Genomic DNA, 22688 nt, shown 5'->3' on the forward strand with positions numbered 1-22688 from the left:
GCCGTGACGTGAGGCGCGCTGGACGGTGCTGAGGGACGCGACTGAAGAGGAGCGCCTGCCGCGGCACCCAGTGGGGCCGGGCGGAGGCGGGACGGAGCCCGAAGACCCGCCTCCGCCCACCCCGGACCAGCGTCAGTCCTGCTCGCCCAGCAGTGGCCGCAGCTGCTTCGGCAGGAGGTCGTTGCACTGCTGCTGCGACTGGGTCGTGAGGGCGTCGCTGGCGCACGTGTAGTAGTCGCGGTACACCATCTGCGCCGCGAACGTCGCCGCCACCATCGCCAGGGCGAGCGACGCCGTCACCAGGCCGCTGATCGCCGCCGTCCGCTGCGGCTTGGTGCTCGTGAGGTCGGCCGCGGGCTGCTGCGCGGCGGGCGCCGTCGGGTCCGGCTGCTTCGGCTTGGCCCGCAGCGCGCTGATGCCCCAGTTCAGCGCGAGCGCGCCCAGGAGCAGGGCGACGGACCGCCAGCCGAAGAGCGCGAAGAAGAAGGCCCACATGCCGGAGAGCAGGGCGTACCGTGCGCGGCGCTGGGCCGGGTCGGTCGGGTCCCAGCGCATGCCGCTGCCGGATCCGGAGCCGGAAGGACCGTCGGGACCGCCCTGGCCCCCGCCCCCACCCTGCTGGCCGGGCCGCTCGCCGAAGCCGCCGCCCTGGGCGCGCCCGGGCTGCCGGTCGCTCCACTGGCTGCCCCAGGGGGAGTGGCCCTGGTCGTCGGAGCCGTCGCCGCCGTTGCCGGGGCGGGGCCGCCACGGCTTGTCCGGCGTCCCCTCCGGCGGCGGCGCGAACGGATTGTCGTCCTTCTTCCCGGAACTGCCGGAGCTGCCAGAACTGCCCGAGCCCCCGGAACTGCCGGAACTGCCCGAGCCGGAGGAGCCGGAGCTCCCGGAGTCCTGGGAGTCCTGCGGCGGGGACGACGGGCGGCCGTCGCGCAGCAGCGTCGAGCCGCGCTCCCCTCCGTGCGTCAACCCGAACGCGAAGGACAGCGGGTGGCGGAGGCTACGGTCCGGCATCAGGTGTGCGTCTTCCCCTTGGTCGAGCGAGCTTCTGGACGGCGTGACGTCATGTGACGTCTTGGTGCAGACGCTACCTTCCGGCCGCGCCCCCGTCCCGTGAGGGGCCGCACCGTGTGCCGGTATCGTTGCTGACGGTCGGCGGCTTCGTAGAGTTCCCCTATCGCGGGAGATGAAGCTTTCGTACGACCGTACAAAGACGCACCTCCCGAGAAAGGGCCCCGCTGTGGCCAAGAGCCCTGTGGCCAAGCGCCTCGTCGTGCTGGTCTCCGGATCAGGTACGAATCTGCAGGCTCTGCTCGACAAGATCGCGACGGACGGGGCGGCGGGATACGGCGCCGAGATCGTCGCCGTCGGCGCCGACCGTGACGGCATCGTCGGGCTCGAACGCGCCGAGAGCGCCGGGATTCCCACCTTCGTCTGCCGGGTGAAGGACCACGCGACGCGTGACGAGTGGGACGCGGCTCTGGCCGAGGCCACGGCCTCGTACGAGCCCGATCTGGTCGTCTCCGCCGGGTTCATGAAGATCGTGGGGAAGCGATTCCTCGCACGGTTCGGCGGCCGGTTCGTCAATACGCACCCCGCCCTGCTGCCCAGCTTCCCGGGGGCCCACGGTGTGCGCGACGCGCTCGCGTACGGCGCGAAGGTCACGGGATGCACCGTCCACTTCGTCGACGACGGCGTCGACACCGGCCCGGTCATCGCCCAGGGCGTGGTCCCGGTCGGGGATGAGGACGACGAGAGCGCTCTGCACGAGCGCATCAAGGAAGTCGAGCGAAGGCTGCTCGTCGATGTCGTGGGGCGTCTGGCCCGTAACGGCTACCGCATTGAGGGACGAAAGGTACTTATCCCGTGACCGCCGAAGGTACGCACGCCTCGCAGCGCCCCATCAAGCGCGCGCTCATCAGTGTCTATGACAAGACCGGGCTCGAGGAGCTCGCGCGCGGGCTGCACGAGGCCGGCGTCGAGCTCGTATCGACCGGTTCGACCGCCGCGAAGATCGCCGCCACCGGGGTGCCCGTCACCAAGGTCGAGGAGCTCACCGGATTCCCCGAGTGCCTGGACGGCCGGGTCAAGACGCTGCACCCGCGCGTGCACGCCGGGATCCTCGCCGACCTGCGCCTTGAGGACCACCAGCGCCAGCTCGCCGACCTCGGCATCGAGCCGTTCCAGCTGGTCGTCGTGAACCTCTACCCCTTCAAGGCGACCGTGGCCTCGGGTGCGACGCCCGACGAGTGCGTGGAGCAGATCGACATCGGCGGCCCCTCGATGGTCCGCGCCGCCGCCAAGAACCACCCCTCGGTGTCGGTCATCACGAGCCCCGCCCGGTACGCCGACGTGATCGCCGCCGTCCGTACCGGCGGTTTCGACCTGACCGCACGCAAGCGCCTGGCTGCCGAAGCGTTCCGCCACACCGCCGAGTACGACCTCGCGGTCGCCTCGTGGTTCGCGGACGGCTACGCGTCGGACGGCACTGACTTCCCCGAGTTTCTTGGCGCCGCGTACACGCGTAAGCACGTCCTGCGCTACGGCGAGAACCCGCACCAGGGCGCCGCCCTCTACGTCGACACTGCATCGATTAGCGGCTCCGCCGCGGGCGGAGGCCTCGCCGAGGCCGAGCAGCTGCACGGCAAGGAGATGTCGTACAACAACTACACGGACACGGACGCCGCGCGCCGTGCCGCGTACGACCACGACGACCCCTGCGTCGCGATCATCAAGCACGCCAACCCTTGCGGCATCGCGATCGGCGCGAACGTCGCCGAGGCGCACCGCAAGGCGCACGCCTGCGACCCGCTCTCCGCGTTCGGCGGCGTGATCGCCGTCAACCGCCCGGTCTCCAAGGAGATGGCGGAGCAGGTCGCCGACATCTTCACCGAGGTCATCGTCGCGCCCGAGTACGAGGACGGCGCCATCGAAGTCCTCACCAAGAAGAAGAACATCCGCGTCCTGCGCGCCCACACGGCCCCGTCCAACACGGTCGAGGTCAAGCAGATCGACGGCGGCGCGCTCCTCCAGGTCACCGACCGCCTCCAGGCCGACGGCGACAACCCCGCCAACTGGACGCTCGCCACGGGCGAGGCCCTGAACGCGGGCGAGCTCGCCGAACTCGCCTTCGCCTGGAAGGCGTCGCGCGCGGTGAAGTCCAACGCGATCCTGCTCGCCAAGGACGGCGCCTCGGTCGGCGTCGGCATGGGCCAGGTCAACCGCGTCGACTCCGCGAAGCTCGCCGTCGAGCGGGCGGGCGAGGAGCGCGCGCACGGCGCGTACGCCGCGTCGGACGCGTTCTTCCCGTTCCCCGACGGCCTGGAGATCCTCACGGCCGCGGGCGTCAAGGCCGTGGTGCAGCCGGGCGGTTCGGTCCGTGACGAGCTGGTCGTCGAGGCCGCGAAGAAGGCGGGCGTGACGATGTACTTCACGGGTACGCGGCACTTCTTCCACTGAGCGGGTCCCGCACGAAACGGTGGCCGCACCCCCCGCCGGGGGTGCGGCCACCGTTGTTTCGCAGTGTGCAGCGTGTCGCCTCAGTAGCGGGGGCGGTTGAACCACGCGGTGCCGCTCGGCACGACCGGGGCGATCGTGATGATGACGGCGAAGACAACCCAGATCAGCGGGCCGATGATCGCGGTGGCAAAGCCGGTGTCCAGGCCCACGAAGAGGTAGATCAGGCCGACGACACCGCCAAGGGCGCCGTAGATGACCGTGGTGATCCGGACGCCCTGGGCGCCACGGCTGAACTTCACGCCCAGCGTGATCGACAGGGCGGCGAACGCCGCGGCGATGAGGGCGAACACCACGAACAGGCCGGTGGCCGCGTCGCCGAAGTCACTGCTGCTGGTGAAGCCGAGGTCATCGGCGCTGTCCGAGACGTCGTTGGCGACCGCGGCGCCGTAGAGGAATCCGATCGCGCCGAGTATCTGCACAGCCGAGATCAGGAACAGGAAGACGCGCGCGGTGACCAGGAGCCCCGGCATCGAATGCTGCATCATGTTGCCGCCCGGGTAGCCGGGGTAGGCCGGCTGCTGCGGATAGCCGTAGCCCTGCTGCGGCGGGACGCCGGGCGGCGGGGCCTGGGGGTAGCCGTACCCGGGAGCGGCCGGGGGCTGACCCTGCGGCGGACCGTAGGGGTTGTTCGGGTCGCCGTAACTCATGGCGGTCTTCCTCCGTCGGGTAATGCGTCGGGTAATGCGGGGACGACGCGGCACATCACGGAGGAAAGTTCTACAGATGCGGTCCGTCCCCCCGACACTGCCCGCGGCACTGTGTCGCATATCGTTCTTTAGGCCATGCTTATTTGTCCAGCCGCATGGCGTATGCGTTGTGCAAGTGCAACAGAGCTGGTGAGGTCTCGGGACACAGCTGGGACACAGCCGGGCCGCGGCGGCGCCCTGATTGGTACCGGGCGGGCCTCATCCGGGAAGATGGGGTCATGACCGCCCAGATTCTCGATGGCAAGGCCACCGCAGCCGCGATCAAGTCCGAACTGACCGTCCGCGTGGCGGCCCTGAAGGAGAGGGGCCTCACGCCCGGCCTCGGGACTGTTCTGGTCGGTGACGACCCGGGCAGCCAGAAGTACGTCGCCGGGAAGCACCGCGACTGTGCGCAGGTCGGCATCGCCTCCATCCAGCGTGAACTGCCCGCCACCGCGACGCAGGACGAGATCGAGGCCGTCGTCCGCGAGCTCAACGACGACCCCGCCTGCACCGGTTACATCGTGCAGCTCCCGCTGCCCAAGGGCATCGACGAGAACCGCGTCCTGGAGCTCATGGACCCGGCCAAGGACGCCGACGGCCTGCACCCGATGAACCTCGGCCGCCTCGTCCTGAACGAGCCCGCGCCGCTGCCCTGCACGCCGTTCGGCATCATCACGCTCCTTCGTCAGTACGGCGTGGAGATCAACGGCGCCGAGGTCGTGGTCGTCGGACGCGGTGTGACGATCGGCCGCTCGATGCCGCTCCTGCTCACCCGCCGCTCGGAGAACGCGACGGTGACGCAGTGCCACACCGGTACGCGCGACCTGTCCACGCACCTGAAGCAGGCCGACATCATCGTGGCCGCCGCGGGCGTACCGCACCTGATCAAGCCCGAGGACGTGAAGCCGGGCGCCGCGATCCTGGACGTCGGCGTCTCGCGCGACGAGACCGGCAAGATCGTCGGCGATGTGCACCCGGGCGTCCGCGAGGTCGCCGGGTGGATCTCGCCGAACCCCGGCGGCGTCGGCCCGATGACGCGCGCGCAGCTGCTCGTCAACGTCGTCGAGGCCGCCGAGCGCGCCGCGACCGCCGCCGCGAGCTGAACCGGGAAAGGGTGAGCCCATGAGCGCAGAACCTGACCAGGACCAGGGGGCATCGCGGGCCGACGTCGACGTCGATGCCGACGCCGGTGTCTCGGATGCCGGGGAGGACGCCGTGGCCTTGGCGGACACCGAGGCCAAGGGCCACGTCAGCGCCCCCGGCCCCGACGGGCCGAAGAAGACCACGCGGCGCTTTCCCCTGCTGACCCGGGACACCGCGCGTCCCGAGGGCGGCGGCCGGGCCGCGGCGGGCGACGCCCCCGCGCCCGCCCGGCAGTGGCCGCTGCTCAGCGTGCTCTCGACGGTGGGGCTCGGGCTGCTGCTCACGGCCTTCGACGTGTTCCGCGTCGGCACGATACTGATCGGCGTCGCGCTGATCGGCGGCGCAGTCATGCGGTGGGGGCTGCCCAGCGTCGGCATGCTCGCGGTGCGTTCGCGCTTCACGGACATGGTCACGTACGGCGTCCTCGGCGTCGCCATCGTGCTGCTCGCGCTGATGGCGCAGCCGGACCCGTGGCTGCAGATCCCGTTCCTGAGCGAGACCCTGCACCGGACGATCACCACCTAGCGGTGGGCGGCGCGTACGACGTGGCCGGAGGCCCGTCCTCTCCCCCGGGGAGGACGGGCCGCCGTCGTCGTGGTGCTGGTGCTGGTGCAAGAAGGTACGGCGGCGGAGGCGGGGGAGTCGTCATACGCCGGGTTGAGAGCCGGGTTGAGGTTTTGGCACCTCTCGCGGAGTACGCCCGCGATTCCTGCAACTTCCGCGGTACCGCCGTAGTTTGACGTTCCGGGGCCCGCGCCGGAGCTACGCTGCGGCGATGCGGATCCGCCCGCTCGTCGCCGACACGTCGATCGCGGTCGCCCTGACCACGGTCGCCGTACTCCTCGGGCAGGAGTCGGTACGGCAGGGATGGCCCCAACTGGACGCGCGGGGCTATGCGTTGGTCGCGCTCGCCAATGTGCCGATCGTGTTCCGGTCCAGGGCGCCGCTCGCGGTCCTGCTCCTCGTGTACGTGGCGTGGGCCACGTACGTGACCTTCGGCTACTGGCCCGTCGTGAACACCTTCGCGCCCATGCTCGCCGTCTACACCGTCACGGCCCTGCGGCCCGCCCGCGTCTCCGTCCCCTGCGCCGCCCTGATGAGCGCCGTCTGGATCTACGCGGGCGTGGTGAGCGATGAGGCGGCGATGACGTCCGTGGTCGCGCAGGCCATCGGCTTCCCCCTGGTGATCTGGCGTTTCGGGTACGTCGCCGGACGGTCCGCCGAACTGGCCAGGCAGCTCAAGCGAGAGCAGGACGAGCGGGCGCGGCGCGAGGTGGCCGAGGAACGCGGGCGCATCGCGCGGGAGTTGCACGACGTGGTCGCCCACCACATGTCGGTGATATCCGTGCAGGCGGGTCTCGCGAAGTTCGTCTTCACCTCGGATCCGGCCACCGCCCACGCCGCGCTCTCCACCATCTCAGGCACCAGCGCAGAGGCCCTTGAGGAACTGCGTCGCCTGCTGCGGGTGCTGCGCGCGCAGGAGGAGGGCGACGGCGCGCCCGACGCCCCGATGCCGGGGCTCGCGCGGCTCGGCGAGATGGTCGAGCGGGTGCGGGCCGGGGGAGTGGACGTGGGCCTGCGCGTCGAGGGGACGCCTCGGCAGCTCGCGCCCGGGGTCGAACTCTGCGCGTACCGCGTGGTCCAGGAGGCCCTGACCAACGTACTGAAGCATGCGCCGGGGGCCGGCACGGCGGTCGAACTGCGGTATCAGCCGCACCATGTGACGGTCTCGGTCACCAACGACGGCGAGGGGGCGGTTCCGGACAGAGTGGCCACAGGGAGCGGCCATGGGTTGATTGGGATGCGGGAGCGGGCCAAGCTCTACGGCGGGACGATCAGCATCGGTCCGCTGAGCGAGGGAGGGTTCGCCGTGCGCCTGACCCTGCCGACCTCCGCGCGGGCCACATCGCAGGGGGACGACGCGACTTAACATGACCAGGGTGCTCGTGGTCGACGACCAGTTCCTCATCCGGGCCGGCCTTGTGGGGCTGCTGCGTGCCGCGCCCGGCATCGAGGTCGTCGGTGAGGCGGGTGACGGGGCGGAAGCCGTCGCGCTCGCCGCGACGACCCGGCCCGACGTGATCCTGATGGACATCCGCATGCCCGGCATGAGCGGCATCGTGGCCACCGAGAAGATCCTCGCCGACGCGCCCGAACCGGCGCCGCGCGTCCTGGTCCTGACCACGTTCGATCTCGACGAGTACGTGTACGGGGCGCTGCGGGCCGGAGCGTCGGGCTTCCTGCTCAAGGACTCCGGGCCCGAGCGCCTGCTCGCCGCGGTGGCCGCCGTCGGTGGCGGCGACGCGCTCTTCGCGCCCAGTGTCACCTGCCGCCTCGTCGAGGCCTTCGCCCGGCAGCCCGGGGCCGGGCGCGGCAGGGGGTCCGTGGGCGGTGGACCGGCCAAACCGCCGCCCGACCTACGGGCGTTGACCCTGCGCGAGGTCGAGGTCCTGAAGCTGATCGCCACGGGCCTGTCCAACGCGGACATCGCCGATCACCTGTACATCAGCGAGGCCACCGTCAAGACCCACCTCAACCGCACGATGACCAAACTCGACCTGGGCAGCAGGGCGCAGGCGGTGGTGGTGGCGTACGAGACGGGCCTCGTCACGCCGGGCGGCGGCGGTCGCTGAACACGGCGGGTCTCAAGGAGCGGAAAAGTCCCGACGAGCGGAAAAGAAGACGGCGCCCGTCCTCTCCCCCGTGGGAGGACGAGCGCCGCCGGTTGGCGGGGAGGCCGCCGTTCCAACGAGATCCAGCGTCGTGCCCTTACTAATTCCATACAAGGGCTGCCTTGCCCCTGTGGCACGGAGGTGACCATTCCGCCACGGTGTTCCCGGCCCGCAACAGACGGCCGTCCGGACGCCTGGGTTCGCTACCCGGGGTTCCGCATCGTGGGCCGGGACGGCGGTGGGACACTGGACGTTGGACTACAAGGAGTGCGACTGTGCACGCCAGTGGCCCGAATGCTCCCGTGCGCCCCCGGTCCGGGAACTGACATCCTGACTTCCGGCATCCCTCTGGGTAGTCCATGACAGGAGCAGCGGGGGCTGCCTCATGGGCAGAGCGGGGGGAACCACGCGCGGGGGGCAAGTAGGCACGTACGGGGGGAATAGGGGGAGTAATGCCTCGTTGGAAGGCGCTACCGGATGAGCTCGACCCGCAGGTCAGGGAGTTCGCCAGTCAGCTGCGCAGGCTCGTCGACCGGAGTGGTCTGAGCATCGCCGCGGTGTCGGACCGCACCGGGTACAGCAAGACGTCGTGGGAGCGCTATCTGAACGGGCGGCTGCTCGCCCCCAAGGGTGCGATCGTCGCGCTTGCAGAGGTGACGGGAACCAACCCCGTTCACCTCATCACCATGTGGGAACTCGCCGAGCGCGCGTGGAGCCGCTCCGAGGCACGGCACGACATGACCATGCAGGCCATCCGGATCTCCCAGGCGCGGGCCGCGCTCGGAGAGCTGGGGCCGAATCCGCCGGGCGGCAAGGGGAGCAGCGGCGCGGCGCGCAACGGCGCGGGCGCGGGTTCGAACGCGGGCCCCGGTGCCGGTACCGGTGTCGATTCCGCCGACCGTCCAGACCGTCCAGACCGTCCCGGCCGCCCCGGCCGTACCGGCGGGAGCGTCACCGGAGTCGCGGGCCCCGCGGGCGTCTCGCCCACGGTCCCGCCGCAGACGCCGTCGTACGGACCTGCGGGCGTGGGCATGGGCGGGGGCGCGGGCGACCTGGGAGCCGTCACGGCGCAGCCCGGCCCGCACGGGCCGGGCAACGGCGGGGACTCTCCCGACCGGCAGCGGCGGCGCAGGAAGCTGACGATGTTCCTCGCGGGTGTCGTCGGCGCGCTCGTCGTCATAGCGGTCGCCGTCTTCCTGACGGACTTCGGCAAGGACGACAAGAGCAACGAGAGCGCCAAGCCGTCGGCGACGCCGACCACGAGCGACAAGGACCTGCCCGCGGGCGTCGAGTGCACCGGCAAGAGCTGCACGGGCAAGGACCCGGAGACCATGGGCTGCGGCGGCGAGTTGGCGAGCACGACGACACGCGCGACGGTGGGCAAGGCGCTCATCGAGGTCCGCTACAGCAAGACGTGCGGGGCGGCCTGGGCGCGCATCACGCAGGCGGCGCCGGGCGACAAGGTCACCATTTCCGGTGAGGGCGCCGCCAAGGAGAACGGGACCGTGAACGCGGACTTCGACGCGTACACGCCGATGGTGGCCGTCAAGGACGGTGTCTCGGCGAAGGCCTGCGCGACGCTCAAGGCCGGTCAGACCGGCTGCACGAAGTAGGCGCCGCCCGCATCAGAAGTCACATCAGGAGCCGGGGCGGCCGCACCCCGGGAGGTGGCGGCCACCACAGGGGGGGGAGCGTGGTGGCCGCCCGGGGGTGTGACCACTCCCGTGGGGGTACTGCTCCGTGTGCCCTCGCGTCCGGAAGACATGCCTGTCTTTTTCGTTGAATTTTTATGGGGCCCGGACAGGGCGCCCGGACGATCTCTGTGGGGTGGCCGGATGACGTCTGTGGGGTGGGCCACACCCTCCCGGGGTTCGGGGGTCGGCGGGGCGCGATAGCCTGACGGCGGATCTCTCTTGATGCCAAGAGATCGATCATCGAGAGGCGATCGACGAGGGCGTCGGCAGGGGATCCAGCACAAGGGGCAGGGACCCCCACCGCCAGCTGTCTTACGGAGATCGCCATGACCCGCACTCCCGTGAATGTCACCGTCACCGGCGCGGCCGGCCAGATCGGCTACGCGCTGCTCTTCCGCATCGCGTCCGGCCACCTGCTCGGCGCGGACGTGCCGGTCAATCTGCGACTGCTCGAGATCACGCCGGCCCTGAAGGCCGCCGAGGGCACCGCAATGGAGCTCGACGACTGTGCCTTCCCGCTGCTGAACTCGATCGAGATCAGCGACGACCCGAACGTCGCCTTCTCCGGCACGAACGTCGCCCTCCTCGTCGGCGCCCGCCCCCGCACCAAGGGCATGGAGCGCGGCGACCTGCTCTCCGCCAACGGCGGCATCTTCAAGCCGCAGGGCAAGGCGATCAACGACAACGCCGCGGACGACATCAAGGTCCTCGTCGTGGGCAACCCGGCCAACACCAACGCGCTCATCGCGCAGGCCGCAGCCCCGGACGTACCGGCCGAGCGCTTCACCGCGATGACCCGCCTGGACCACAACCGCGCGCTCTCGCAGCTGTCGAAGAAGACCGGCGCCCCGGTCTCCGACATCAAGCGCCTCACCATCTGGGGCAACCACTCGGCCACCCAGTACCCCGACATCTTCCACGCGGAGATCGCGGGCAAGAACGCCGCGGACGTCGTGAGCGACCAGTCCTGGCTCGCCGACAGCTTCATCCCGACCGTCGCCAAGCGCGGCGCGGCGATCATCGAGGCCCGTGGCGCGTCCTCGGCCGCCTCCGCCGCCAACGCCGCCATCGACCACGTCCACACGTGGGTGAACGGCACGGGCGCCGGTGACTGGACCTCCATGGGTATCCCGTCGGACGGCTCGTACGGCGTTCCGGAGGGCCTCATCTCCTCCTTCCCCGTCACCACCAACAACGGCACGTACGAGATCGTCCAGGGCCTGGAGATCAACGACTTCTCGCGCACGCGCATCGACGCGTCCGTGCAGGAGCTCACCGAGGAGCGCGAGGCGGTCCGCGGCCTCGGTCTCATCTAGTACGACCCTTAAGTACGACCCCTGGCGCGACCCCTTGGTACGCCCCTTAAGCACGCCCTCTCGCCCCCGGCAGCCACTCGATCGGCTGCCGGGGGCGAGGTGCGTTCATTCGCTTGTCCGAGGGGCAAAATCAGCTTTCTGTGGTCAGGGTGTACACGCTCAGTTACGCTCCAATTCCGCTTTATCCTGACGGAGTTGGCCATGGCAGGTAATACCGAGGCCACCAGACTGCTGTGCGCCGGCGTCCACCTGGACGCGGTGTTTCGCAGGAAGGTCGTCTCAGAACTCGTCGGTCACGCGGAGCGCCCCGTGGCGCCGCCGCTAGGTGCCGATGTGCTCCCGGTGCTCGCGCACGCCCTGCGCGCCCGGCGCGAGGAACTGTTCACCGCGCTGCTCCTGGCAGCCGTGTGGATCGGGTTCCTCGTCGCCGACGCGGTGATGGTGTGGGACGCCCTCGAAGACGCCAGGGGCGGCGATTCGGGCGTATCCGGCGTGGATCTGGCGCTGCTCGCTCTCGACCCGCACGGCGTCGTCGACTCGGGCCCTGGCGGCACGTTCGGCGCCCTCCTGCCGGGCGGCTGGGCGATCGCGTACGCCGCTGTGGCCCTGCTCCTGTGGCTGGGCAGGGTCGTCTCGGGCCGGGGCACGGACGGCGGGACGCTGCGGCGGATGGATCTTCCGGCGCCGCTGGCCTGGCTGTGGCGCAGGATCGGCTGGCTGGTGACCGTACTCGTGTGGTGGTGCGCCGCCGCGTACGGGTTCTCCGCGCTCGCCGTGATCAAGGAAACCCCCTACCCGGTGATCTTCCCGCTGCTCATCGGGGCCGTCGTCTGGCGCCATCAGTTCCTGAGCAAGCGGATCCTGCGCACGTACCTCGCCCGGCAGGCCTTCGCCGAGACCGAACAGCCCGGCATCCCCCTGCGGTTCTCACGCATCGTCGAGTGCATCCACCGCGAGCAGAACGCACCGGTGACCCTCTACGACGCCAACCGTCCCTTCGTGGGCGCCGGAAAGCCCCGCAAGCCGTGGTCGGTCGTGCTCGAACTGCGGCGCGCCGAGAAGGAGAAGGACGGCGGGATCGGCGTGGTGCCGTCCCAGCGCGTGTACGAGACGCTGGCCGCGCGCGAGGTCATCAAGATGATCGAGCCACGCCTGAAGGACCTGCGCCGGTCCGCCGCCGCCACCAGCGTGGACCGGCTTCGTGACCTGGAGATCGAGGAGTTCGTCTACCTTCCGGCGGGCGCGGGCCGCGACGAGCAGCTCTACACCGGACAGGGGTACGAGACCGCGGGGCCCTACGACGCCGGGCAGGCCGCCCGGCATCTGGAACGGGCGGCGGGCGAGGGCGGCGAGGCGCGCCGCCACTTCCTGCGGATCAGGGTCGGCGCCTGGAACGAACAGGTCGTCGTCTCGCTCCTGGTCAGGGTGCACACCCAGGGCGGCATGCTCGTCCTCGAAGTGGTGCCGCACGTGCTCGGGCCGATCGTCCCCGAGTTCCGCGAGGTCGACACGATCGTGGCCCGCGAGCCGGAGGGACCGGTCCACGACGCCCTGCGCGCCTGCGTCGACGGCCCCGCGGTCGGCGTGGCGATCGGCATCGCGGCCCTGCGCGCACTGCCCTCCCTCATTCCCTCGTTCCGGCTGTGGCTCGTCCAGCCCGAAGCCACGTCCGAAGGCGTGAAGGTCCCCGCGCCGCCCGCCGCGCAGCTCCTGCGCTCCCTGTGCGCCCGGCTCGGGATCGACCGCCCCGCGCAGGCGCCGCCGGACGCCCCGCTGGTCTCGCTGCGCCAACTGGCGAGCACCGACGACCTCTCGCTCTTCCAGGAGATGGACGTCGCCCGCTACACCCGCACCCTCCAGGACCGCATCGGCGAGGGCGTCCGTGACGCGCTGCGGGCCGGCGGCTTCCGCACGGACCGCCTCGAACAGAACATCACGCAGATCAACAACAGCGGGGTCTACATCTCGGAGATGTCCGGCGGCGCACTCGCCACCGGCTCCCAAGGCCAGGCCACGCACACCGAGAGGAGCACGGCATGAGCGGCGACGGGGACAACGGCGGCGGAGGGGACGGCGGCGGTGCGCACGTCCAGATCGGTTCGATCACCGGCGGCTCGCAGGCCTTCGGCGCGCACGGCAAGGCCGAGTCCACCAACCACACGGTGGTGGTGTCCGATCCGAAGCAGCAGCATCTGCTCGCGCAGGTCCGGGCGCTGCGCGGCGAGCTGAGCCGGGCGACCGGGCGCACGGCCGAGGACGAGGCACTCGACGCCGAACTCGGCGAGGTGGAGGGGGAGATCAGCCGCGCGGGCCACGGTGGCAGCGGCCTGCTCGGCAGGCTCCGTACGCGCCTCGAGCAGTACGGCGCTGCCGCCGCGACAGCCGCGTCCGTGACGGCCGTACTCCAGGCGATCGCCCAGATCACGGGCTGAGTGACGAGCGGTGCTGATCTTCGACGACGACCGCCAGGAGTGGGTCGGCCATGAGCAGGAGCGGCGGATCGCCGAGCTGCACGACCGGGACGCGGTGCGCCAGGGCAAGGCGCAGCGCGGCGCCGTGACGCTCCTCGCGGTGTGCGGCCTCGTCTTCGGCGCCTGGGCGCTCGGCTGGAAGGACGAGCCGCGGCCGACGGGGTACCTCACGGTGCTCGACCGGCCCGCGCGCGGCGCTACCGCGGACGCGCAGGGTGGCGACACGGCGGCGCCCTCGCCCGCGGGCGTACCGCCCGCCCCGTACGAGGAGGTGAACGACGAGGAGGGCTACCGCCTCGCCGTCCCCCGGGGCTGGGTCCGTGAAGTGGTGACCCCGGTCGCGGGCTACAACGTCGTCAACTACCGCAGCCCGAAGGGGGACAGGCGGCTCCAGGTGTACAGAGTGGGGGAGGCCACCCCCTACAAATCGCTGCGGACCTGGCTCGACGAGACGCCGATGCCCGGCGGCTTCGACCAACTCGCCCCGCTGGAGCGCATGGACGACGACGGCCGCCCCGCCGCCCAGCTCGACTACGTGGCCGACCGGTTCAAGGGCGAGCCGGACATCGTCGGGTGGCATGTCATCGACCATCGCTTCGAGGCGGTGGACGGCAAGCTCTACGCCCTCGCGGTGTACGGCTCCGACGCGGACGGCAGGGACGACGAGGGGAAGTTCATGTCGACCGCCCTGGCGTGGTTCTGCCCGCCGGACGAGACCTGCCCCGCGCCTGGCTCCGACTGAACTGGCTCTGACCAGCTGCCCGTTGCGCACATGCTCACTGATGTAGTACTTCTTATACATGAGCGAGCAGGTGCACAACAGGTTGGCGATGGTGCGCGCGGAGCGAAAGGTGTCGCGCCAGAGCCTCGCCGAGGCGGTGGGTGTCCACTACCAGACCATCGGCTACATCGAGCGTGGGCAGTACAACCCGAGCCTCGACCTGGCGCTGAAGATCGCGGAGTTCTTCGGTCTTCCGGTGGAGGCGCTGTTCTCCCTCGAGCCGTTCCGCCCGCTCACGGACGAGGTCTACGGGAGGAGTCAGGGATGACGGACCAGCAGCGGGTGCGGGAGGCGCGGGCGCGGGAGATGACCGGGTACGACCGGCGGATGCTCGCGCTCATGAACCGGCGCGAGGGAGCGCCGATGTACGCCACGGCCACACGCAGGCGGATAGCGGTCGGCGCCCACATCGCCCTGACCGTGGCGAGCGTCGCGGCCTGGCTCCTGACGGTCGTCGGCCACCAGCGCTGGGCGATGTGGACGATGCTCGTGCTCGTCCTGCCGTGGTGCGTGGCCACCGGCGTCATCAACGCCTCCACGCGCGGCCTCCTCGAACTGCGCGAACGCGTCCTCGACGAGCGGCAGCGGGCCGAGAGGTTCCGTGTCGCGGCGCGTGCCCGTCAGCTCATGCTGTGGCTGCTCCTCGCTGCCGCCGTCGGTGCGGGAATCGCGGCGAACCAGGGATGGGACACGGAGGAGCTGCTCTTCCCCGTGCTCTTCACCGCGTTCGTCGTGCACTGGCTGATGCCGCTGTGGGTGGCGGGCCTCGCCGTGCGGGACGAGCCCGCGGACCTCGATCTCGACGTCAACCGTGACGGCGACCGCGACCTCGATCCCGACGACGTCGACAGGTAGGGCGCACAAACCGTTCCATCTGCGTTGCTTTCGCTCCAAGTGCCCGCACGCGCAGTGACACAGAGCACTTTCGGTTATGTAATGCGCATGGTTCCTCCGCCTCAGGGCAGGTGGACCCGGCTACCGCGAGTGACAGGCGGGGCGAATGACAGGAACGGAAGGCAAACGGGACGTGTCCGCACAACAGACCATCCATGTGGGCGGAGAGTGGCGAAACGCCCTCTCCGGCGCCACGCGCGAGATCCTCGACCCGGCTGATGCCAAGCCGTTCGCACTGATCGCCGAGGGCGGCACCGAGGACACCGACGCGGCCATCGCCGCCGCACGTGAGGCGTTCGACCACGGACCGTGGCCGGCCACGCCCGTCGCCGAACGGGCCGCGCTGCTGCGCCGCGTGGCGGACCTCCTCGTACGCGACCGGGAGAAGATCGGGCTCCTGGAGAGCCGCGACGCCGGCAAGACGGTCGAGGAGGGCCGCGTCGACGTCGACTGCGTCGCCGACGCCTTCCGGTACTTCGCCGACCTGGTGATCGGCGAGGGCGCGGGCCGTGTGGTCGACGCGGGGTCCGACGACATCCACAGCGTCGTCGTGCACGAGCCGGTCGGCGTCTGCACGATGATCACGCCCTGGAACTACCCGCTGCTCCAGGCCAGCTGGAAGGTCGCCCCCGCGCTCGCCGCGGGCAACACCTTCGTCATCAAGCCGAGTGAGGTCACTCCGCTGACGACGGTCGCGCTGATCGAGCTGCTCGTCGAGGCGGGTCTCCCGGCCGGTGTCGCGAACATCGTGACCGGCCCGGGACACACCGTCGGCGCGCGCCTCTCCGACCACCCCGACGTCGACCTTGTCTCCTTCACCGGCGGCCTCGTCTCCGGCACCAAGGTCGCGCAGGCCGCGGCCCTCGGCGTCAAGAAGGTCGCCCTCGAACTCGGCGGCAAGAACCCGAACGTCGTCTTCGCCGACGCCTGCGCCACCGAAGAGGGCTTCGACACCGCCGTCGACCAGGCGCTGAACGCCGCCTTCATGCACAGCGGGCAGGTCTGCTCCGCCGGTGGCCGCCTCATCATCGAGGAGTCGGTGCGCGAGCGCTTCGTCGCCGAACTCGCCCGCCGCGCGAGCCGCATCAAGCTCGGCCGCGGCACCGAGGACGGCGTCGAGTGCGGCCCGCTCGTCTCGCAGCAGCAGCGCGAGAAGACCGAGTCGTACGTGGCGTCCGCCCTTGAGGAGGGCGCGGTCCTGCGCTCCGGCGGCAAGCGCCCCGAGCCCAGCGAAGTCCGCCCCGCGACCGGCTACTTCTACGAGCCGACCGTGCTCGACCAGTGCCACCGCGAGATGCGCGTCGTACGCGAAGAGGTTTTCGGCCCGGTCCTTACCGTCGAGACCTTCCGCACCGAGGACGAAGCCGTCACGCTGGCCAATGACACCGAGTACGGTCTCGCGGGCGCCGTCTGGACCAACGACGCCGGCCTGGGCCGCCGCATGGCGCGGCGCCTGCGCCACGGCACCATCTGGATCAACGACTTCCACCCCTACCTGCCGCAGGCGGAGTGGGGCGGCTTCGGCAAGAGCGGCGTCGGGCGCGAGCTCGGACCCGCCGGGCTCGCCGAGTACCGCGAGTCCAAGCACATCTACCAGAACCTCGCACCGCAGCCCGTCCGCTGGTTCGCGGGCTGAGGCCCGACTCGTAGAGGCGTGCGCGGGGGCGGCAGTCCCGCCCCCGCGCACGTATGCATGTCCGAACGTCCGAGCACCCCCCGCTCAATAAGCGCGAGCACCTTGCACCACACCTCGCAGGAAGAGGAGCAGCACGCATGGCTGAGACCACCGAGTACGACTACGTCATCGTCGGCGGCGGCACCGCAGGTTCGGTGATCGCGTCCCGCCTCACCGAGAACCCGGACGTCACCGTCGCCGTCATCGAGGGCGGCCCGAGCGACATCGACCGCGAGGACGTCCTCACGCTGCGCCGATGGCTCGGCCTCCTCGGCGGCGAGCTCGACTACGGCTACACGACCACCGAGCAGCCGCGCGGCAACTCGCACATCCTGCACAGCCGTGCCAAGGTCCTCGGCGGCTGTTCGTCGCACAACACCCTGATCTCGTTCAAGCCGCTGCCGTCCGACTGGGACGAGTGGGAAGAGGCGGGCGCCACCGGCTGGGGCTCCGCCGCGATGGACCGCTTCTTCGGCAAGCTGCGCAACAACGTCGTGCGCGTCGCCAAGAAGGACCAGAACCAGATCGCCACGGACTGGGTCGAGGCCGCGCAGAGCGCACTCGGCGTCCCCGAGGTCATCGGCTTCAACGACAAGCCCTTCGACGAGGGCGTCGGCTTCTTCGACCTCTCGTACCACCCGGAGAACAACAAGCGCTCCTCCGCGTCCGTCGCCTACCTCCACCCCCACATGGAGGCCGGTGACCGCCCGAACCTCCACCTCTTCCTGGAGACCTGGGCCACCAAGCTGGAGTTCGACGGCACGACCGCGCGCGGCGTCCACATCCGTAAGAAGGACGGCGCGGAGCAACTGCTCACCGCCCGCCGCGAGGTGCTCGTCTGCGCGGGCGCCGTCGACACCCCGCGGCTGCTCATGCACTCCGGCATCGGCCCCGCGGGGGACCTCGAAGCCCTCGGCATCCCCGTCGTGCACGACCTGCCGGGCGTCGGCGAGAACCTCATCGACCACCCCGAGTCGGTCATCGTCTGGGAGACCAACGGGCCGATCCCCGGCAACTCCGCGATGGACTCCGACGCGGGCCTGTTCGTGAAGCGGGACCCGGACCACAAGGGCCCGGACCTGATGTTCCACTTCTACCAGATCCCGTTCACGGACAATCCGGAGCGCCTGGGCTACGAACGCCCGGAGCACGGAGTCTCGATGACGCCGAACATCACAAAGTCTCGTGCACGAGGACGTATCTATCTGACATCGAACGACCCGGAAGTAAAGCCTGCTCTCGACTTCAAGTACTTCGAGGACGAAAGTGACTACGACGGGCAGACTCTCGTCGACGGCATCAAACTGGCCCGCAAGGTCGCGCAGTCCGAGCCCTTCGCCAAGTGGCTCAAGCGTGAGGTCTTCCCTGGTCCTGACGTCACCGACGACGCCGAGATCAGCGAGCTCGTGCGCAAGGCCGCCCACACCGTGTATCACCCTGCGGGAACCTGCCGAATGGGCGCTTCCACTGATGAACTTGCCGTAGTCGACCCGGACTTGAGGATCCGGGGCCTTGAGGGAATTCGTATCGCGGACGCATCGGTCTTCCCGACCATGCCTGCCGTGAACCCGATGATCGGAGTGCTGATGGTCGGGGAAAAGTGCGCGGAACTGCTGACCGGGAGTGATGTCCGATGACCACCACCACTGAGAAGACACCAGCGCCCGAGTCGGCGGCGCCCGCGTTCTCCGTCCGGGACCTGTGGAAGGTCTTCGGCCCCAAGGCCGAGCGCGTACCGGGCAACGAGGAGTACGCGAGTCTCTCCGCGACCGAGCTGCGCGAGCGCACCGGCTGCACGGCGGCCGTGCGGGACGTCAGCTTCGACGTGCAGCGCGGCGAGGTCTTCGTCGTCATGGGCCTCTCGGGCTCCGGCAAGTCCACGCTGGTGCGGACCCTGACCCGGCTCATCGAGCCGACCAGCGGCTCCATATCCATGGACGGCCAGGACGTGGTCGCCATGGACAAGAACCAGCTGCGTGAACTGCGCCGCCACAGGGCCGCGATGGTCTTCCAGAACTTCGGTCTGCTTCCGCACCGCTCGGTCCTCGACAACGTCGCCTACGGCCTGGAGATCCAGGGCGTGGGCAAGGCCGAGCGCCGGGCCAAGGCCCTGGAGGTCGTCGCCAAGGTCGGCCTCGAAGGCCTTGAGGACCGCCGCCCCACCCAGCTCTCCGGCGGCCAGCAGCAGCGCGTCGGCCTGGCCCGCGCCCTCGCCGTCGACCCCGAAGTGCTCCTCTTCGACGAGCCGTTCAGCGCGCTGGACCCGCTGATCAGACGAGACATGCAGGAAGAGGTCATCCGCCTGCACCGTGAAGAGGGCCGCACGATGGTCTTCATCACCCACGACCTGAGCGAGGCACTGCGCCTGGGCGACCGCATCATGCTGATGCGGGACGGCGCCATCGTGCAGCTGGGCACCCCCGAGGACATCGTCGCCAACCCGGCCGACGACTACGTCCGCGACTTCGTCCAGGACGTGTCGCGCGAGCAGGTCATCTCCGTGCGCCGCGCCATGCGCCCCGCCATGGGCGACGAGGCCGAGACCGGTGCCGCGATCAGCCCGGACACGCTGGTCGTCGACGCCATCGAGGCCGTCGCGCGCAGCGGCGAGTACTGCCGCGTCGTGGACGGCGGCCGCACCCTCGGCATCGTCGACCACGAGCAGCTCCTCGCCGTGGTCGCGGGTCTCGACAGCGACCCGCAGGACAAGGAGGTGGCAGCTGTATGAGTGCCGCCCCGACTTCCGTACTGGAGAAGAAGGACGGCGTCTCCCCGCCGGGTCCTTCCGCGGACCCCGGGCCGCTCGCCAGGCTCGTGCGGAACCCCAAGGCCGTCCTGCTGCTGTGCGCCCTGCTCGTCGCGGTCGTCTCGGCGGCCGTCACCGCGAACGGCGTCTGGCCGTCCGATCTGACCTTCGACGTGCGCTCGCCGCTCGACGACGTCAACACGTGGATGGCGGAGAACCGCGACACCAGTCCGATCTTCCTGTACTTCCTGCTGCACATCAGCAACACCGCGCAGTCCTCGGTGGACGGTGTGCTCAGCGGTCTGGAGAGCCTCGGCTTCATCGGCGTGATCGCCGCCGCCGTGGTCATCTCCTGGTACGCGGGCGGGGCGGGACTGCGCCGCCGCTCGCTGACCCTCGCGGGCATCGCCTTCGGCACCTTCGCCGTGATCGGCGTGCTCGACGTGTGGGACAAGGCGATGGAGACCGTCGCCCTGATGATCGTCTGTGTGGCCGTCGCGGGACTCGTCGGTGTGCTTCTCGGCCTCGCGGCCGGACTCTCGGACCGCGCCGAGCGCATCCTGCGCCCGGTCTTCGACACCATGCAGGTGCTTCCGGCCTTCTCCTACCTGCTGCCCTTCGTGTTGATGTTCGACGTCGGCACCCCGGCCGTCTTCATGGCGACCGTCATCTACGCAGCCCCGCCGATGGCCCGGCTCACCTCGCTGGGCCTGCGCGGCGCCGACGCGGCAGCCCTCGAAGCCTCCCAGTCCCTTGGCGCCAGCGCCTGGCAGCGGCTGTGGACGGCACGGCTTCCGCTGGCCCGCAAGCCGATGCTGCTCGGCCTCAACCAGACGATCATGATGTGTCTTTCGATGGTCGTCCTCGCCACGGTGGTCGGCGCCGGCGGTCTGGGTGACCCGATCTTCACGGCGATCTCCACCCTCGACGTGGGGCTCGCGGCTCCGGCCGGTATCGCGATCGTGCTGATCGCCATCTGGCTGGACCGCACGACCGCGGCGTTCGGCGAACGCGTCGACGACTCGGCACCCGCGCGCAGCGCCGTCGCGACGCGCGTCCTGTGGGCCGTCATGGCCGCCGTCGTCGCGGCCGCCGCCGTCATCGGCCAGGTGCTCGGCCGTACGGAGTGGCCCGAGAACTGGGTCGTCTCCATCTCCCAGCCGATCAACGAGGCCGTCGGCTGGATCGAGCGCGAGCTCGGCTCCGGCATCCCGGTCATCGGCGGCACCCTCACGTGGGCGAACGGCTTCATCAGCTGGGTCATCAACCCGGTCTTCGACGGCCTGCTCGCCACCCCCTGGTGGGCGGTGATCCTGGTGGCCGGTGCCCTCGCCTATCTCGCCGGGCGCTGGCGTGCCGCGGCCACCGTCGTGCTCGCGCTCGTCGCGATCGGCGTGATGGGGCTGTGGAACCGCTCGATGGACACGCTCTCGCAGGTGCTCGCGGCCCTGGTGGTCACGTTGATCCTGGGCTTCGCCGTCGGTGTCCTCGCGGCCCGCGTGTCCTGGGTGGAGCGGGGCATCCGCCCGGTGCTCGACACCATGCAGACCCTGCCGGCGTTCATCTATCTGATCCCGATGATCGCGCTCTTCGGCAGCAACCCCGCAGCCGCCGCGGTGGCCTCGGTCATCTACGCGCTGCCCGCGGTCATCCGCATCACGGCCCAGGGCATCCGCCAGATCGACCCGTCGGCCCTGGAGGCGGCCCGCTCGCTCGGCGCCTCCACCGGCCAGCAGCTCTGGCAGGTCCAACTGCCGCTGGCGCGGCCCGCGCTGCTCGTCGCCCTCAACCAGGGCGTCGTCCTCGTCCTCTCCATGGTCGTCATCGGCGGCATGATCGGCGGCGGCGCGCTCGGCGTGGACGTGGTCAAGGGCCTCACCAAGGGCGACCTCGGTCTCGGCATGACGGCCGGTATCGCGATCGTCTGCCTCGGTCTGCTCCTCGACCGCATCTCCCAGCCCGGCGCCGACGTCAAGGAACGCGCACTGCGCTGACGTACGTCCGCCCGCCCCCGTAATCCCGCCCTCCTGCTACGTAAGGGAACAATCAGGTGAACTACAGCAAGCGGATACGTACAGCCGTCATCGCCGGTCTCGGCGCCGCGTCCATGGTGGCGCTCAGCGCCTGTGGCGCCGCCGACACCAAGTCGTCGGGCAACTCCGACGAGGTCACCCTCACCGTGCCCTCCTGGGTCGGCGCGCGCGCCAACGCCGAGGTCGCCAAGGCGCTCCTCGAGGACGAGGTCGGCGTCAAGAAGGTCCAGCTGCAGCAGCTCGACGAGCCGATCGCCTGGGACGCGCTGAACAACGGCAAGGCCGACGCGATCCTGGAGGACTGGAACGGCCAGCCCAAGAAGCAGAAGCTCTACATCGACCAGAAGAAGACGGTCGTCAAGGGCGGCGACCTCGGAGTCACCGGGCACATCGGCTGGTACGTGCCGAAGTACTACGCGGACAAGCACCCGGAGATCCTGGACTACAAGAACCTCAACAAGTACGCCAAGGACTTCAAGAGCAACCGCAGTGGCGGCAAGGGCGAGTTCATCGGCGCGGCCCCGTCGTACACCACGTACGACGAGTTCCTGATCAAGAACCTCAAGCTGAACTACAAGATCAAGGACACCGGCAACGAGGCCGCGCAGATCAAGGAGATCCAGCGCAAGTACGCCGCCAAGGAGCCGTTCATCAGCTACTGGTGGGAGCCCCTGTGGGCGAACGCCGACATGGACATGGTCGAGGTGAAGCTGCCGCCGTTCAAGGAGGGCTGCAACGTGCCCGAGGCCAAGACCGCGTGCGGCTACGCCAACACCCCGCTGCAGAAGTACTTCAACGCGGACTTCGCCAAGGACGGCGGCAAGGCGGCCGAGTTCCTGAAGAACTTCAAGTGGACGACCGACCAGCAGAACGAGGTCGCCATGTCGATCGCCAAGGACAAGATGTCCGGCGAGGCCGCGGCCCAGAAGTGGATCAAGGAGAACAAGGACGTCTGGGAGAAGTGGATCCCGAAGAAGAAGTGAAGCGACGTCGCATGAAGTGACGCGCAGCAGTGACGATGGTGCCGGTCCCTTTGGGGCTCGGCACCATCGTCGTTTCGT

General features: G+C 70.1%; 20 protein-coding genes. 18 read left to right on the top strand and 2 right to left on the bottom strand.

The genetic code is table 11. The features are described from left to right. Window positions 1-132: 132 nt before the first annotated feature. The gene (locus ACWFRJ_RS28015) at window positions 133-1008 is read right to left on the bottom strand and encodes a hypothetical protein (RefSeq protein ID WP_453536540.1); all 876 of its coding nucleotides are present in this window, start codon (window positions 1006-1008) and stop codon (window positions 133-135) included. A gap of 226 nt (window positions 1009-1234) precedes the next feature. Between ACWFRJ_RS28015 and purN the strand changes: the two genes are divergently transcribed. Beyond that, a complete protein-coding gene (purN, locus tag ACWFRJ_RS28020; RefSeq protein WP_453536543.1) occupies window positions 1235-1864 on the top strand; it encodes a phosphoribosylglycinamide formyltransferase in 630 nt (209 codons plus the stop codon). Then, window positions 1861-3453: a bifunctional phosphoribosylaminoimidazolecarboxamide formyltransferase/IMP cyclohydrolase gene (gene purH / locus ACWFRJ_RS28025; protein WP_453536546.1), complete on the top strand. Its 1593-nt coding sequence runs from the start codon at window positions 1861-1863 to the stop codon at window positions 3451-3453. Before purN ends, purH begins: the two co-directional genes overlap by 4 nt. An 80-nt stretch (window positions 3454-3533) precedes the next feature. On the opposite strand, the gene ACWFRJ_RS28030 is transcribed toward purH, so the two are convergent. Further along, window positions 3534-4160, bottom strand: coding sequence for a hypothetical protein (locus ACWFRJ_RS28030; RefSeq protein WP_453536549.1), 627 nt, complete (start codon window positions 4158-4160; stop codon window positions 3534-3536). A gap of 278 nt (window positions 4161-4438) precedes the next feature. Between ACWFRJ_RS28030 and ACWFRJ_RS28035 the strand changes: the two genes are divergently transcribed. From ACWFRJ_RS28035 to ACWFRJ_RS28110, 16 genes are all read left to right on the top strand, one after another. Continuing rightward, complete coding sequence (locus tag ACWFRJ_RS28035; protein WP_453536552.1) at window positions 4439-5305, top strand: bifunctional methylenetetrahydrofolate dehydrogenase/methenyltetrahydrofolate cyclohydrolase; 867 nt, start codon at window positions 4439-4441, stop codon at window positions 5303-5305. Window positions 5306-5324: 19 nt separating this feature from the next. Continuing rightward, entirely contained in the window at window positions 5325-5870 is a 546-nt protein-coding gene (locus ACWFRJ_RS28040; protein WP_453536555.1) for a DUF3017 domain-containing protein, read from the top strand. A 250-nt stretch (window positions 5871-6120) separates the two neighbouring features. Continuing rightward, complete coding sequence (locus tag ACWFRJ_RS28045; protein WP_453536557.1) at window positions 6121-7275, top strand: sensor histidine kinase; 1155 nt, start codon at window positions 6121-6123, stop codon at window positions 7273-7275. Between the two features lies 1 nt (window position 7276). Beyond that, window positions 7277-7978, top strand: coding sequence for a response regulator (locus ACWFRJ_RS28050; RefSeq protein ID WP_453536559.1), 702 nt, complete (start codon window positions 7277-7279; stop codon window positions 7976-7978). Window positions 7979-8469: 491 nt separating this feature from the next. Next, window positions 8470-9630 carry an XRE family transcriptional regulator gene (locus ACWFRJ_RS28055; RefSeq protein ID WP_453536562.1) on the top strand — a complete coding sequence of 387 codons (1161 nt, stop codon included), beginning with the start codon at window positions 8470-8472 and terminating at the stop codon, window positions 9628-9630. A gap of 407 nt (window positions 9631-10037) precedes the next feature. Then, a complete protein-coding gene (locus ACWFRJ_RS28060; RefSeq protein WP_453536565.1) occupies window positions 10038-11027 on the top strand; it encodes a malate dehydrogenase in 990 nt (329 codons plus the stop codon). Between the two features lie 201 nt (window positions 11028-11228). Beyond that, window positions 11229-13067: a hypothetical protein gene (locus ACWFRJ_RS28065; protein WP_453536568.1), complete on the top strand. Its 1839-nt coding sequence runs from the start codon at window positions 11229-11231 to the stop codon at window positions 13065-13067. Beyond that, entirely contained in the window at window positions 13064-13459 is a 396-nt protein-coding gene (locus ACWFRJ_RS28070; RefSeq protein WP_453536571.1) for a hypothetical protein, read from the top strand. Before ACWFRJ_RS28065 ends, ACWFRJ_RS28070 begins: the two co-directional genes overlap by 4 nt. A 10-nt stretch (window positions 13460-13469) precedes the next feature. Next, a complete protein-coding gene (locus ACWFRJ_RS28075; RefSeq protein WP_453536574.1) occupies window positions 13470-14240 on the top strand; it encodes a hypothetical protein in 771 nt (256 codons plus the stop codon). Between the two features lie 58 nt (window positions 14241-14298). After that, window positions 14299-14547, top strand: coding sequence for a helix-turn-helix transcriptional regulator (locus ACWFRJ_RS28080; RefSeq protein WP_389904188.1), 249 nt, complete (start codon window positions 14299-14301; stop codon window positions 14545-14547). Beyond that, on the top strand, window positions 14544-15134 hold the full coding sequence (locus tag ACWFRJ_RS28085) for a hypothetical protein (RefSeq protein ID WP_453536579.1): 591 nt from the start codon (window positions 14544-14546) through the stop codon (window positions 15132-15134). Before ACWFRJ_RS28080 ends, ACWFRJ_RS28085 begins: the two co-directional genes overlap by 4 nt. A 145-nt stretch (window positions 15135-15279) precedes the next feature. Beyond that, window positions 15280-16809 (top strand): aldehyde dehydrogenase family protein, encoded by a 1530-nt coding sequence (locus ACWFRJ_RS28090; RefSeq protein WP_453536582.1) that lies wholly within the window; start codon window positions 15280-15282, stop codon window positions 16807-16809. A 137-nt stretch (window positions 16810-16946) separates the two neighbouring features. Continuing rightward, window positions 16947-18485: a GMC family oxidoreductase gene (locus ACWFRJ_RS28095; RefSeq protein WP_453536585.1), complete on the top strand. Its 1539-nt coding sequence runs from the start codon at window positions 16947-16949 to the stop codon at window positions 18483-18485. Then, window positions 18482-19576, top strand: a complete 1095-nt coding sequence (locus tag ACWFRJ_RS28100) for a quaternary amine ABC transporter ATP-binding protein (protein WP_453536587.1) — start codon at window positions 18482-18484, stop codon at window positions 19574-19576. Before ACWFRJ_RS28095 ends, ACWFRJ_RS28100 begins: the two co-directional genes overlap by 4 nt. Beyond that, a complete protein-coding gene (locus ACWFRJ_RS28105; RefSeq protein ID WP_453536590.1) occupies window positions 19573-21588 on the top strand; it encodes an ABC transporter permease in 2016 nt (671 codons plus the stop codon). The genes ACWFRJ_RS28100 and ACWFRJ_RS28105 overlap by 4 nt, the downstream gene beginning before the upstream one ends. Before the next feature lie 56 nt (window positions 21589-21644). Then, window positions 21645-22610: a glycine betaine ABC transporter substrate-binding protein gene (locus tag ACWFRJ_RS28110; protein WP_453536593.1), complete on the top strand. Its 966-nt coding sequence runs from the start codon at window positions 21645-21647 to the stop codon at window positions 22608-22610. Window positions 22611-22688 lie beyond the last annotated feature (78 nt).

Source organism: Streptomyces sp. NPDC055239, assembly GCF_053606205.1.